This window comes from Paracoccus chinensis (assembly GCF_900102885.1).
GTDB lineage: Bacteria > Pseudomonadota > Alphaproteobacteria > Rhodobacterales > Rhodobacteraceae > Paracoccus > Paracoccus chinensis.
Window position 1 is genome coordinate 172,916 of sequence record NZ_FNGE01000006.1, and the last position, 14,175, is coordinate 187,090.

Consider the following 14,175-nt stretch of genomic DNA (forward strand, 5'->3'; position numbering starts at 1 on the left):
TGATACATCTGCCCCCAACGACATCTAAAGGCGAAACCCTTGGCCGATACCCCCGAAGACGACCTGCCGACGGACGATCCCGAAGGCACGGAGGCGCCCGAGCGCGCCGTGATGCCCCATGACGGTCCTACCATCGACATCGCGACCGAGATGCGCACCGCGTATCTCGATTACGCCATGTCGGTCATCGTCAGCCGCGCGATCCCGGACCTGCGCGACGGGCTCAAGCCCGTCCATCGCCGCATCCTGTTCGCGATGGACGAGACGAACAACACCTTCGACAAGGCTTACCGCAAGTCGGCCCGTCCCGTGGGCGACGTGATGGGTAAGTACCACCCGCATGGCGACGCCGCGATCTATGACGCCTTGGTGCGGATGGCGCAGGACTTTTCCATGTCCCTGCCGCTTCTGGACGGCCAGGGCAACTTCGGCTCGATGGACGGCGACCCGCCCGCGGCCATGCGCTATACCGAGGTCCGGATGGCGAAGGCCGCCAACTGGCTGCTGATGGACATCGACAAGGAAACTGTCGATTTCCAGGACAACTACGACGGCAAGGACCGCGAGCCGACCGTCCTGCCCGCGCGCTTCCCCAACATGCTGGTCAACGGCGCGGGCGGCATCGCCGTCGGCATGGCGACCAATATCCCGCCCCACAACCTGGGCGAGGTGATCGACGCCACGCTGGCGCTGATCGAGAACCCCGACCTGCCGACCGAGCGGCTGATGGAGATCGTGCCCGGCCCCGACTTCCCGACGGGCGGCGTGATCCTCGGGCGCTCGGGCATCCGCAAGGCCTATCTGGAAGGCCGCGGGTCGATCACCGTGCGCGCCCGCACCCGGATCGAGACGGTCCGCGCGGGGCGCGAGGCGATCATCCTGGACGACGTGCCCTATCAGGTGAACAAGGCCACGCTGATCGAGCGGATCGCGGACCTTGCAAAGGAAAAGAAGGTCGAGGGCATCGCCCATGTCCAGGACGAATCCGACCGTCAGGGCGTGCGCGTGGTCATCGAGCTCAAGCGCGACGCGACCGCCGAGGTCGTGCTGAACCAGCTTTTCCGCTTCACGCCGATGCAGTCCACCTTCGGCGCCAACATGCTGGCGCTGAACGGCGGGCGGCCGGAACAGCTGACGCTGCGCGACTTCCTGACCTACTTCATCGCCTTCCGCGAGGAGGTCGTCGCCCGCCGCACGGCCTTTGAACTGCGCAAGGCGCGCGAGCGCAGCCATATCCTCTGCGGCCTTGCCGTCGCCGTGTCGAACGTGGACGAGGTCGTGGCGACCATCCGCGCCTCGCGCGATGCGGCCGAGGCGCGCGACCGGCTGATGGAACGGCGCTGGCCGGCGCATGAGATCCTCGAATATCTCAAGCTGATCGACGATCCGCTGCACCCGGTGAACGAGGACGGCACCTACAACCTGTCCGACGCGCAGGCCCGCGCCATCCTCGACCTGCGGCTGCAGCGTCTGACGCAGCTCGGGGTGCAGGAAGTCACGAACGAGCTGCAGTCGCTGGCCGACGCCATCCGCGACTATTTGGCGATCCTCGCCAGCCGCCAGCGCGTGCTGGGCATCATCTCGGACGAGCTGCGCGAGGTGAAGGAACTGTTCGCCGTTCCGCGCCGGACCGAGATCGTCGAATGGGCGGGCGACCTCGACGACGAGGACCTGATCGAGCGCGAGGACATGGTCGTCACCATCACCTCGGGCGGCTACGTCAAGCGCACGGCACTCAGCGAGTTCCGCAGCCAGCGGCGCGGCGGCAAGGGCCTGTCCTCGATGGCGACCAAGGAAGACGACGTCGTCACGACGCTGTTCGTGGCGAACACGCATACCGAACTGCTGTTCTTCACCACCGACGGGATGGTCTATCGGCTCAAGACTTGGCGGCTGCCCTTGGGCGGGCGGACCGCGCGTGGCAAGGCGCTGGTCAACATCCTGCCGATCGACGGCGGCACCTCGATCGCGGCGCTGATGCCGGTGGACGTGCCCGAGAAGGACTGGGACGCGCTGCAGGTGATCTTCGCCACCTCGGACGGCGACGTGCGCCGCAACGCCCTGTCGGACTTCACCAACGTCAAGTCGAACGGCAAGATCGCGATGAAGCTGCCCGAGGGCGTCAGCCTGGTGGACGTCCGCATCGCGGATGAAAACGACGACGTGATGCTGGTCACGGCCATGGGGCGCGCGATCCGCTTCCCGGCGACCGACGTGCGGATCTTCAAGGGCCGCGACTCGACCGGTGTGCGGGGCATCCGTCTGGCCAGTGGCGACCGCGTCGTGTCCATGTCGATCATCCGCCACTTCGAGGCGAGCCCCGAGGAGCGCGCGGCCTATATCAAGATGCGCCGCGCCGTCGAGGGCGCCTTGGACGACGGGGCCGAGCCGGACGAGGACGAGAACGTCAGCGAGGCCGCGCTGTCTTCGGAACGCTATGCCGAGATGAGCGCGCATGAGGACCTGATCCTGACCGTGACCGCGCGCGGCGCGGGCAAGCTGTCGTCGGCGCACGACTATCCGGTGCGCGGGCGCGGCGGTCAGGGCGTGATGGCGATGGACAAGGCCATGCGCGGCGGCACGCTGATCGCGAGCTTCCCCGTCACGCGCGACGACCAGATCATGCTGGCGACCTCGACCGGCCAGTCGATCCGCGTGCCTGTGGAAGGCATCAGCTTCCGCTCGCGTTCGGCAGGCGGCGTCCGCGTCCTGAACACGGCCGAGGGCGAGGAGGTCGTCTCGGTCGCCCGCGTCGCCGACCAGAGCGACGGCAACGGCGGTCCCGAGATCGACACGGTCGAAGCGGAAAGCTGAGATCCCCTCCCATGAACCGGAAACGCCGCGCCTGGAAAAGCGCGGCGTTTCTCGTTGGAAAGCGCTGACCGGCTGAGACGCCGGCTAGCCGGGACAGGTGGGCCTAGCGCTGGCCGGGGCTGTCGTTGTCGCCCGCATCCTCCATCCCGCCCGACGAGGCTCCGGCGATGCGGGGGTCGAGACCCTCGGGATCGTTCCCGCCCGCGGGCTTCGGGCTGACGGCAGCGGCCGTCCTGAGCGGCACGCCGTCACCTTCGCCCTCTTCCTCCTCGTCGTCAGGCGTCTTGCCCGCAATGGCGGCGGCCTGGGACAGGACCGTGCCCTCATCGTTGTAGAAGTCGCGCACGGTGAAGGGGATGGCGATGCCCTCGCGCCGGAACCTTTCGATGATCTGGTGCCGGATCTCGGTCGAAACGCCCATGCCCTGGTTGATGTCCGAGATGATGGCCCGGATCTCGAAGGTCATGCCCTCGTTGACAAGGCCGGTGAACAGCACCGAAGGCGCGGGGTTGATGAGGACCGTGGGCTGGTCCTCGGCGATGTCCAGCAGGATCTTCGACACGCGGCGCGTATCCGCCCCATAGGCCACGTTCACCGGCACGATGATGCGGCCCTGCAGGTTGCCGCGCGTCCAGTTCGTGACCTCCTTCGAGATCAGGTCCGAGTTCGGCACCACGATGTCGGTGCGGTCAAAGGTCTGGATGCGGGTCGAGCGGACCGAGATGCGCCGTACATAGCCCTGCGCGTTGCCGACCTGGATCCAGTCGCCGACCGCGACCGGGCGCTCGACCAGCAGGATGATGCCGGACACGAAGTTCGACACGATGTTCTGCAGGCCGAAACCGATACCGACCGACAGGGCACCGGCGACGATGGCCAGGCTGGACATGTCGATGCCCGCCGAGGTGATCGCCACCAGCGCCGCCAGCACGATCCCTACATAGCCCAAGCCCGACACGGCCGCGTTCTTGGCGCCCTCGTCCAGCTTGGTGCGCGGCAGGATCGAGTTGCGCACCGTTCCCTGCACCACCCGCGTCAGCAGGTAGCCCAGCGTGAAGACGATGATGAAGGTCAGGATCGCGCCGGGCGACAGCCGGACGCCGCCAAGGGTGACGCCCTGCCGCAGCCGGGTCCAGGCCTCGACAAGCTCGGTCCCCCGCGCGCCCCAGATCAGCGCCAGCACCGGCAGGGACAGAAGGACCAGCGCGAAGCCGATCAGCACCGGCGTCAGGTCGTCGCGCGCCCCGTTGCGGTTGCGGCGCAGAAGGACCCACAGGTCGGTCGAGAACTCCTGCAGCAGGATCAGCAGCGCCAGCAGCCCGACCGTCATCGCCATCGGCCACAAAATGGCGTTGGCCATGGTGACGAAGCCGACCACCAGCGCCAGCGGCGCGATCACGGCCGCCAGCCGGGCGAGGTTGCCCGCAAAGCCCACCACGCGGGTGCGATAGCCGGGCGTGCCCGGCGTGGTATAGCTGGGGGCGCGGCGCAGGATGTTGCCAAGACGATACAGGACCACCGCACCCAGAACGACAAGCGGCAGGTGCCAGACGGCGGCGGCGGCCTCGCTGATCTCCATGGGCACGCGGCGGCCCAGCGGCGCGCCGGCGCGCAGGCCCGACAGTGGCAGCAGCGCCTGGGCAGTGACGTAATGGGCCGCCACCATCACCGACAGCAGGGTCGAATAGATCCGGCCGCGCTGGCGCAGCTCGTCCGGATAGCAGATCGGCGGGTCGCTGTTCATCGGGAAGAAGCGGCGCCCCAGCCAGCGCCCGGCAAAGACCAGAAGCGCCGCAATCGGCAGCGCCATCAGGATCGGCCGCCCCCAGGGGCCGATCAGGCCGGTGGTGTCGATGGCCCGGACCAGCAGGTAGGCGCCCACGGTCGGAATGACGATCTGCCCCAGCGAGGCCGCGAAGGCGACCGCGTCGCGGGCATAATCGCTGGCCCGCGAGGACAGCCGCGAGGGCAGCGAATCCACCCAGCGGCGCCCGAAGATCAGAAGACCCAGCGCCGCCAGCAGGTGGATCACAATCACGGGGACCCGCTCGATCAGGGCCGAGCGCGCGGCCCCATAGGTCCGGTCGCGCATGTCCTGCACGATGCCCTGGACGACCTGCATCCCCGCATCGGCCGCCGCAGCCCAGCTGGCCGGCAGCAGCGGCGAGGGGCTGAGCCGCAGCAGCTCGTTCGTCTGCTGGGCCCGCGCCTGTTCGTCGATGGCCCGCACGAGGCTGTCGGCGCGGCTGTAGGCCTCGGTCGCGCGCTGGCCGGGAGCCTGCAGTTCCGAAAGCTGCTGGTTCAGCTCCTTGCGGCGGGCGGCGATGTCCTCGGCCTCGGTTTCCCCTTCGGCGGGCGCGGGACCAAGGGCGGCGATCTGTTCGCGCACGGTGGCGATGCGCGGGGCGTTCAGCGTCTGCGCCTGGGAAAAGCGCTCGCGCCAGCCCGCGACCTCGGCCCGCGCCGCATCCAGCGCGGCGGGCGGAGTGTCCGGGGCGTCCAGCAGTTGCTCGGCCCGGCCCGCCGTCTGCTCCCAGGCGGCATAGTCGAGTTCGTTGGCGGGCTGCGCCAGCGCAGCCGTGGCCAGCGACAGCCACAGCGCCGCCACCAAGGCAAGGGCAACCGCCGCCAGCCGCGAGGGCGCGGCGCAAACAGAACCGACGTGCATGGAGGTCACGCCTCGGTCACGTCCGGCAGCGAGGATACCCCGCGTTCCAGCCAATGGGGCACCGGCAGGCCCTTGCTGCGCAGGAACACCGGGTTCCACAGCTTGGTCTGGTAGCGCGTGCCCACGTCGCAGAGGATGGTAACGATGGTCTTGCCCGGCCCCATCTCGCGCGCCATGCGGATCGCGCCCGCGACGTTGATCCCGGACGAGCCACCGAGGCACAGGCCCTCGTATTCCAGCAAGTCATACAGCACCGGCAGCGCCTCGTCGTCGGGCACGCGGCAGCTGAAATCCGGCGTGATCCCTTCCAGGTTCGCCGTGATCCGGCCCTGCCCGATCCCTTCGGTGATCGAGTTGCCGGGCGCGCTCAACTCGCCCTCGGTATAGAAGGAATGCAGCGCCGAGCCCTCGGGGTCCGCCAGCCCGATCTTCACGCCCTTGTCCTGCAGGGCCATCGCCACGCCCGCCAGCGTTCCGCCCGACCCGACCGAGCAGATGAAGCCGTCCACCTTTCCTTCCGTCTGTTCCCAGATCTCGGGGCCGGTGGTTTCCAGATGCGCCTGGCGGTTCGCGGTGTTGTCGAACTGGTTGGCCCAGATCGCGCCGCCGGGCAGCGATTTTGCCAGCGCCTCGGCAAGGCGGCCCGAATAGCGGACATAGTTGTTGGGGTTCTTGTAGGGCGCGGCCGGAACCTCGACCAGTTCCGCCCCGGCAAGCCGCAGCATGTCCTTCTTTTCCTGACTCTGGGTTTCCGGGATCACGATCACGGACTTGAAGCCCATGGATGCACCGACCAGCGCCAACCCGATGCCAGTATTGCCCGCCGTCCCCTCGACCACCGTGCCGCCGGGGCGCAGTTCGCCCCGCGCCACCGCGTCCTTGATGATGTACAGCGCGGCGCGGTCCTTGACCGACTGGCCGGGGTTCATGAACTCGGCCTTGCCCCAGATTTCGCAGCCTGTCGCCTCGGAGGCGCGGTTGAGGCGGATCAGGGGGGTATGGCCGATCGCGGCGGCCAGGTCGGGACAGTTGCGCATGAGCGGGGCCTTTCCTTGTCGCCCCCGTTAAACCAGCAGCGGCCGGGGCGGGCAACCCGGCTCGCGCAGGCGTCAACCAGGCGCGAGACCCCGCTTCAGCTCATCCGCCATGCGGTTCAGCCACAGTGCCAGAATCATCAGCGGCCCGCTGACGATGCGGCCGTCCAGCACCATGCGCATCAGCTCGTCGCGCGACACGAGTTGGCCACGGATGTCCTCGCCCTCGGACGGCAGGCCGGTCACGGTGGCAACGCCGTCGGGCAGGTCCGCGATGCCGATGAATCCATAGATGAACTCGGCCGCGATCCCCGGCGTGGGATAGAAGGCCGGCGCGGGGATCAGGCGGGACAGGGTCAGGCCGGCTTCCTCGACAGCTTCGCGCAGGGCGGTGGACTCGGGCGTCTCGCCCGCGTCGATGCGGCCCGCGACGGGTTCGTAGATCCAGGGCTGGCCGTCGCCCCGCGCGGCAGGCCCCGCGCGGAACTGGTCCACCAGCAGAACCCGGTCGCGGTCCGGATCCCAGGGCAGCACGACGACGGCGTCGCCCGAAACGAAGACGGCGCGTTCCAGCGGCTCGGACCAGCCGCCCTGATGCAGGCGATGCGTCAGCCGCAGCGATTCGACCGAGAAATACTGCCCATAGGGCTCGCGCCTGCTTTCGATCCGCAGCCGGTCCTGGTCCCTGGGGCCAGGCGGCAGGGCTTCGCCACGCTCGGCCGCCGCGCGCAGGCGAGAGGCCGCCCACCAGGCAATCATCGGCAGCCGTGCGCGGATCGCCTCGGCGGGCTGGTCCGGGTCGCGTGCCAGCAGGTCGGCGGCGACCCGGGCTGCAAGGTCCCGCTGGAACGGGCCGTCTTCGGGCCGGGTGCCGGGAACCGTGCCCATCACCCTGCCCTGCGGCGCCTCGACCGGTTGCAGGTCCATGATCTCGGCATAGCGCCTCAGCCCCTCACTCGCCGCGACCGGTTGCGCCGTGACCTGGCCCGGCGCCTCTCGGTCCCAGCCGGGCCAGCCGTCGAGGGCGATCCCCGCGCGACCGCCGCCCGAAAGCCGACCGGGCAGGGTCACGGCGGCGCCCGCAGGCTCAAGCCCCAGGGCCGCCATCATCGCGGGCTCGGCCAGCGGTCCGACCAGCAGCAGACGGGCGCTCACAGACGCTCGCCCTGCAGGCGCAGCGCCGAGGCGCGACCCAGGTTGCGCGCGATCTCGACAAAGGTGCCGGTCGCGGCCTCGTTCAGGATCGCGCCCAGACGCCGGTTTCCGGGGTGGCCCGAGGCCTCGATCAGCCGGGTCATCTCGGCATCCGACAGGGGCGAGCTGGCCATGAAGACCAAAGCCTCGATCCAGCCGGTCTGGTCGGCGCGGATCTCGGGCTCCTGCGCCCAGGCATCCTCAAGGATCGAGGAATTGCGCGCACCGCCCTGCGCGGCCTCCTGCGCGCCCTGCAGTGTCGCCACCGCGATGTTCAGCGAGGCGGCGACGGCCGGCTCGACCAGGTCCGCGGCCTCCATCAACTCGCGCACCTGCGCAGCGCGGGGATGGCTCCGGGCGGCAGCGGCCGCGAAGCTTTCCCGCGCCGTGGCCTCGATATCCGGCGAGGCCATCGCCTCGCGTGCGCCGATCTCGAGCAGGACCACGCGGCGGCCCAGGCCGCTTTCCCAGAAGCTCAGCGCCTCGGCCACCGCGGCGCGCTCGGCAGGATCGCGCAGCCCTTCGACACCACGGGCGATGCCGTCACGCAGCGCCCTGCGGATGTTCTGCGCGGGCGCGACCCGTTCGACGATTACGCCCCAGCCGTCGTCCGGGCCCGCATGCGGCGGAGTGTCGGGCCGGAAGGGGTCGCCCGAGGCGGCTATCTCGGCCGCAAGCACGTCGGCCAGCAGGTCGACCTGCATGGCGGCCACGATGCGGTCGGCATCCACGGCCTGGAACTGGGGCGGTGCCTGCCCCGGCGCAAGCGGCGCCTGGGCGAAGGCGGGGGGCGGGGCAAGGCCCAAGCAGGCGGCCAGAACGAGGCCGGTCAGGCCGATGGATGCGGTTCGGATCATCGGGACGGGTCCTCTGGCGCGGGCTCATCTGCCACCGTGCGATTTTTCCGCGAAAGCCCTTGCGCTTCAACCCCCGCCCCGATAAATGCCCCGCACCACCCAAAGCGCGGAGAGGTGCCGGAGTGGTCGAACGGGGCGGTCTCGAAAACCGTTGAGCCTTCACGGGTTCCGTGGGTTCGAATCCCACCCTCTCCGCCACTTTCAAGGCAGACCCCACGAACATCAGAGCTCCAGAAAGCTCGCGATGCTGCCTGCGTGGCCAGATGCGCAGCCCAGACCTTCTCATTCATCGCGCTCTCCTTCCCGGCCGCGGTCTAAAGCCTTGAAAGCGGCATAAGTGGGCTTCACCCGGGCCCTGCCCACGCTTTGAACTTGAAGCTAGGTGATGCCGAACTCGGGGAAGGCGAAGGCAGGCTGGAAAGTTCCGGCTCCGGAAAGCCGTACCTCGTCGGTCGATGATCCTCTGCAACGCCAAGCCATATTGCCAAGGTGGCGTGCCAAAGGCCAGTTCACCCGCACAATGGCCTGCCTGCGGCGCACACTTGCCTGGCTCCGCAGGACCACAGCTGAAGGATCGAACCGTTGGACTTGCCTCTGCCCTCCCGCCTTGGTGCTGCCTGGAACCGGCGGGGCGCCGCATTCATGTGCCTCGCCATGGCGGGCTTCGCGGTCGAGGATGCGCTGCTCAAGATCGCCGCAGGCAGCCTGCCGGTCGGGCAGGTGCTGATGACCTTCGGCGTGTTCGGCGTGACTGCCTTCTCGGCCTGGGCGATGGGGTCGGGCGAGCCGCCCGTCAGCCGTGCCATGCTGCGGCCGGCGATCATCCTGCGCTCGTTGTCCGAGATTGTCGGGCGGCTGTTCTTCATGCTGGCGATCGCGCTGACGCCGCTGTCCACCGCCTCGGCGATCCTGCAGGCGACGCCGCTGGTGGTGATGGTTGGCGCGGTACTGATCTTCGGAGAAAGGATCGGGCCGCGGCGCTGGCTGGCGGTGGCCACGGGCTTTGCCGGCGTGCTGATGATCCTGCGCCCCGGCACCGAGGGCTTCGGGCCGCTGTCGCTGCTTGCCGTGCTGGGCATGCTGGGCTTCGCGGGGCGTGACCTCGCCACCCGTGCGGCACCACCGGCGCTGTCCTTCCGGCAACTGGGCGTGCTGGGTTTTGCAATGCTGATCGTGGCGGGGCTGATCGCCCTGCCCTTCGGTCCCGCGCCGGTCCGGCCCGATGCGGCTGGATGGCTCGGACTGACGGCGGCCTCGGTGGCGGGGATCGGGGCCTATACCTCGCTGACTATCGCCATGCGGACCGGAGAGGTCGGCGCGGTCACGCCCTTCCGCTATACCCGCCTTGTCTTCGCAATGGTCGCAGGGGTCACGGTCTTCGGCGAAAGGCCGGACCTGTGGACGGTGACCGGCTCGACCCTGATCATCCTGGCCGGGATCACGGCCCTGCGGCTGAGCCGCAGGGCCAAGGCAGCCGCATGATCCTGCGGCAGCCCGACCGCGCCGTTTTTCCACGGCCGGGCATCTCAGATGCCGGGCCTCTCGCAGACTTCTCGTCACCACGGGACAGACGACGCCTTGCTGTTCCCGGCCACCCCGGACAAGGTGCGGCAAGTTCAACTGAAGAGCAGCAGCCCATGGGATCTCGTCGCCCTGCCCGTAACCTCGTCCTGATGGCAGCCGCAATGGCGGCCCTGTCGGGGTGCGGCATGTTCAAGCGGCACTCCGAACTCGAATGCATGGAACGCGCCATGTATTTCGAATCGAACCGCTCCAGCCGGGACGGCATGGTCGCGGTCGGCAGCGTCGTCATGAACAGGGTCGCATCGCGCCAGTATCCCCGGACGGTCTGCGGGGTGGTCTCGCAGAAGAACCAGTTCGCCCCGGGGGTGATGACGCGCAGGATGGACAAGCGCTCGGCGCCGATGGTCCGAGAGGCGGCGATCGCCGTCTTGCGGGGCGAGCGTCATCCGATGATCGGCGACGCGCAGTTCTTCCATGCGGCAAGCTACCGGGCCGGTTACAACAACATGCATTACGTGCTGACCACGGGCGGGAACGCCTTCTACGAACGGCGCAGGCCCGAGCATGTGACCCAGCCCGTCCCCCGGCCTGCCATCGAGGGCATCACCCGCCCGCGGTCGTGACAAGGATGCACTGACGGCGCGGGAATCCGGCTTGCGGCCCCGCGTCCGCTGCATCCTGCGCAAGCGGACCTCCCTCCTGGTCGAAGGGGTCACCTCTCGGGAAAGCGGTCGCCGAAATGCCTGCGCAGGGCTTGTCCGATGGCCTCGCTGCTGTAGGGCTTCTCGATCCAGACCGCGCGCCCGAAGACGCCGCCGACTTCCTCGGCCTCGGGCACAAGCCCGCTTGCCATGACGAAGGGCACGCCGGCGTCCTCGAGCTGCGCGGCCACGGGTTCGGATGAAAGGCCGTTCAGATCCTGGTCCAGCACGGCAAAGCTGATCGGCGTGGTTTCATCCAGGACCGACAGGGCCTTGTCGGGGCTGGCGGCGATCACGACATCCTCGGCCCCCAGCCTGCGCAGGCTCTGCGCGGCGTTCATGGCGATGATCATGTTGTCCTCGACAACCAGCACGCGGCCCGAAAGGCGGATGTCGTCCGCCTGGGCCGGCGCAGGCCGCAGTTGGGCCGCAGGCGCAGGCGCTTCGGGCCGGATCGAAAGACCCGGGATCTGCATCGTCATCTCGAAGCCTTCGGGGGCAAAGCTGGTCGTGACCGTCCCGCCGAGTTCGTGCGGAATCGCCTGTTCGATCAGCGCGCTGCCGAAGCCCACGCGATGGGGCGCAGACACGGCCGGACCTCCGCGCTCGCGCCACCGGATCTCGACCCCGCCCTTCCATTCGCCGAGGCTCACCTGCAGCCGCCCGCCCGAGGGTCCCAGCGCCCCGTGCTTCACCGCATTGGTCGTCAGTTCATGGATCACCAGCGTCAGGGCCGAGCGCTGCCGGGACGACAGCATGACGTCGCCGCCAACGTATTCCACCCGCTCGCCGGCCGAGCCACCATAGACGCGGACCTCGTCCAGGATCAGCTGGCGCAGCGAGGTTTCCTGCTGCCCGCGGTCGGTCAGGACGTCGCTTGCCCGCTTCATGGCGGCAAGCCGCTCCTGCGTTTCGGCGACATAGGCCTGCAGAGCGGGGTCCCCGCCATCCGCCCCCGACTCGATAACGGCCGAAACCGTCGAATAGACGTTGCGCAGCCGGTGCGTCAGTTCGGCGATCACGACCTCCTGCCGCTCGTTGCGGGTGGTGCTGCGGCGGTCGCGTTCGGCGCTGAGGCGCAGCGTGATCTCCAGCAGGCTGACGCGCAGCACCTCGGCCGCGGCAAGGTCACCCGCAGTCCAGCTTTCGCAGAAGCCGCGCCGCTGCTCGCGCCAGGCCGAAAAGCTGGTGCGCGGCGACAGGCGGCCATCGGGCAGCTTCTCCTTTGCGGGCCGGCCGGCCCAGATCAGGTCCTGTGTCATCTCACGACGAAACAGGATCACGCCGTCGCTGCGGCGGCTGTGGATCGGCAGTGCCAGCATGCCCCCGATCCCGCGATCCTGCGGAACGGTGCCGGGACAGACCTGCTCGAGGTTGTCGGCGCTGAACACCCGGCTCGACCCGTTGCGGGCCACGTGATCCATCAATGTCCTGAATTCCTCGGGAGAGGGAACCAGTCCGGACACGTGATAATGGCCGCCGACCCTCAGGGCGATGCCGTCCACCCTGATCGCGCGGCCGATCTCGCGGGCAACTGCGGCCAGATCCGGGGTCGCGGCGGTTGCGCTTTCGAACATGATCGAGATCCGCTCATGCGCCTCGAGGGCCGCCGCGCCCTGCCGGCTTTCCTCCTGTCGCGCACGCAACCCAAGCTCATAGGCCAGCAGCCGGGCGAACAGCTCGATGGCGGAACGGGTCTCGTAATCGACGTAATGCGGCTGCTCGTGGTGACAGGCGATCATCCCCCACAGCTCGCCTTCGACCAGGATCGAGGCCGACATCGACGACCGCACATCCATGTTGCGCAGATATTGCAGATGGATCGGGGACACCGCGCGGGTGATGGACAGCGACAGGTCGGTGGGCACGCCGTTCGGGGCATGCGGGGGCACGATCGGATGGACCTGCGCATCCACGTCCGCGATGATCCGGATCAGGTTCCGCGTGTAAAGCGCCCGCGCCTGCGGCGGGATGTCCGAGGCGGGAAAGCGGTGGCCCATGTAGCTTGCCCCCGCCCCGCTGAGCGTTTCGGCAAGCACCACGCCGCTGAAATCCGGCTCGAAGCGATAAACCATCACCCGGTCGAAGCCGGTCAGCGCCCAGACCGCATCCGTCGCGATGGCGCACAGTTCGTCCTGGTCCTCCGCACGCACAAGCCGGGGCACCAGCGACTGCACCACGGCGCCGGGGTCGCGCACGCGGTCGGATTTCTTGCGTTCGAACTCGATCAGGAAGACGGAGCCGTCCCTGTGTATGGCGATGTCGAAGCCGCGGCCATCCTCGAACACATCCACGTCGAAAAGTCGGATGCCCTGATCGGTCCGGCCCATGACCTGCACCTTGCCGCGCAACGTGTGCATGGTGGATGCGGGCAGGATGTCGGTCAGCCTTTGCGCGATCAGCGAGCCGGGCTCGAGCCCCAGGGTCGCCCCGCAGTTCGCCGAGGCATTGCGCACGATCCATTGCGTCGTCACGACCAGCAGGCAACCGAAGTCCTGGACATGGCCCAGGAACTGGATCTGCTCCTGCGCGCAGGCATCGATCATCTCTTGCGTCACGGTGTCGTGGGCCGGTTCGGCGGCGATCCTCGGAAGCGTGGTTTCAGTCATGACGTCCTTTCGGAACGGAGGCGGACCGGGGATCGAACAAGCCGAAGATGGCGTTGACCTCGGCAACCATGTGATCGGCCTCGGGTCCCTGCGCCGGCCGCGCGGACAGGCCGAGGCAAAGCCTGCGCCAGTCGGCATTGCGCGGGTCCAGTGACAGGAACCTGCCGGCCGAACGGGCCTCGCCCCGGGCAGAAGCCGACCAGTGACGGTGCATCATCTGCGCACCGCGCCGCGATCCAAGGAAGATATACAACGCCGGAACTGCCGTGACCCGAAGCTGTTCGCGAGCCTTAGGCAGCGGAAGACCCAGGGCGGCAAGATCGGCTTCCAGCGCGTGGCGATACTCTGCGCGCAATGCCTGGGCCTGGGCGTATCCCGCGCCCTCCGTCAGCGACAGGGCGGAAAAGGCGCGCAGGTGATCCGACAGGAACAGGCCGAGACCGTGCGGTCCGGCGATATCGCACGATCGGTAGGCGGCATCGACGCGCTCATGCGCGGCACGCGTGTCGTCTCGCAATCTGGTGCGGAGGCTTTCAGCCTGGTTCAATATCCCACTTTCGGCAAGACACGCGTCAACAAGGACGCCGAGCAAGGGGACTACCCTCACGTCCTGAGAGGAGGTGTCAAGGGCAAGACGCCCCATGACGGCCCCAAGGACTGCAGGTGACAGCCCTGGGGACGCTTGGCAAGCGCCCGGTTCAGGCCGTCGCGGAACGCGGCCATTTCCACGACAGATTGACGCTTAGGCCCGGCAGCGGCTGGCCCGCGGACACG

General features: G+C 68.6%; 9 protein-coding genes and 1 tRNA gene. 4 read left to right on the plus strand and 6 right to left on the minus strand.

Going from position 1 to position 14,175, the window contains the following annotated elements:
* The first annotated feature begins 39 nt into the window (after positions 1-39).
* Positions 40-2,814 carry a DNA gyrase subunit A gene (gene gyrA / locus BLQ03_RS08430; RefSeq protein WP_090754793.1) on the plus strand — a complete coding sequence of 925 codons (2,775 nt, stop codon included), beginning with the start codon at positions 40-42 and terminating at the stop codon, positions 2,812-2,814.
* Between the two features lie 103 nt (positions 2,815-2,917).
* Here gyrA and BLQ03_RS08435 read toward each other — a convergent pair whose 3' ends face one another.
* From BLQ03_RS08435 to BLQ03_RS08450, 4 genes are all read right to left on the minus strand, one after another.
* Complete coding sequence (locus BLQ03_RS08435; protein ID WP_139166671.1) at positions 2,918-5,482, minus strand: mechanosensitive ion channel family protein; 2,565 nt, start codon at positions 5,480-5,482, stop codon at positions 2,918-2,920.
* A 5-nt stretch (positions 5,483-5,487) separates the two neighbouring features.
* Positions 5,488-6,519 (minus strand): cysteine synthase A, encoded by a 1,032-nt coding sequence (locus BLQ03_RS08440; protein WP_090754797.1) that lies wholly within the window; start codon positions 6,517-6,519, stop codon positions 5,488-5,490.
* A 72-nt stretch (positions 6,520-6,591) separates the two neighbouring features.
* Positions 6,592-7,671 (minus strand): NUDIX domain-containing protein, encoded by a 1,080-nt coding sequence (locus BLQ03_RS08445; protein WP_245688748.1) that lies wholly within the window; start codon positions 7,669-7,671, stop codon positions 6,592-6,594.
* Positions 7,668-8,567, minus strand: coding sequence for a hypothetical protein (locus BLQ03_RS08450; protein ID WP_090754799.1), 900 nt, complete (start codon positions 8,565-8,567; stop codon positions 7,668-7,670). The genes BLQ03_RS08445 and BLQ03_RS08450 overlap by 4 nt, the downstream gene beginning before the upstream one ends.
* A 108-nt stretch (positions 8,568-8,675) precedes the next feature.
* Between BLQ03_RS08450 and BLQ03_RS08455 the strand changes: the two genes are divergently transcribed.
* The 3 genes from BLQ03_RS08455 (at position 8,676) to BLQ03_RS08465 (ending at position 10,714) form a co-directional block, all read left to right on the plus strand.
* Positions 8,676-8,765: transfer RNA gene (locus BLQ03_RS08455), tRNA-Ser, on the plus strand.
* A 384-nt stretch (positions 8,766-9,149) separates the two neighbouring features.
* The gene (locus BLQ03_RS08460; protein ID WP_281200997.1) at positions 9,150-10,049 is read left to right on the plus strand and encodes a DMT family transporter; all 900 of its coding nucleotides are present in this window, start codon (positions 9,150-9,152) and stop codon (positions 10,047-10,049) included.
* Between the two features lie 155 nt (positions 10,050-10,204).
* The gene (locus tag BLQ03_RS08465) at positions 10,205-10,714 is read left to right on the plus strand and encodes a cell wall hydrolase (protein WP_090754802.1); all 510 of its coding nucleotides are present in this window, start codon (positions 10,205-10,207) and stop codon (positions 10,712-10,714) included.
* Between the two features lie 89 nt (positions 10,715-10,803).
* Here BLQ03_RS08465 and BLQ03_RS08470 read toward each other — a convergent pair whose 3' ends face one another.
* Both BLQ03_RS08470 and BLQ03_RS18275 read right to left on the minus strand, forming a co-directional pair.
* Positions 10,804-13,401 (minus strand): GAF domain-containing protein, encoded by a 2,598-nt coding sequence (locus BLQ03_RS08470; protein WP_175558800.1) that lies wholly within the window; start codon positions 13,399-13,401, stop codon positions 10,804-10,806.
* Positions 13,394-13,993, minus strand: coding sequence for a heme oxygenase-like domain-containing protein (locus tag BLQ03_RS18275; protein WP_175558801.1), 600 nt, complete (start codon positions 13,991-13,993; stop codon positions 13,394-13,396). The genes BLQ03_RS08470 and BLQ03_RS18275 overlap by 8 nt, the downstream gene beginning before the upstream one ends.
* Between the last annotated feature and the right edge of the window lie 182 nt (positions 13,994-14,175).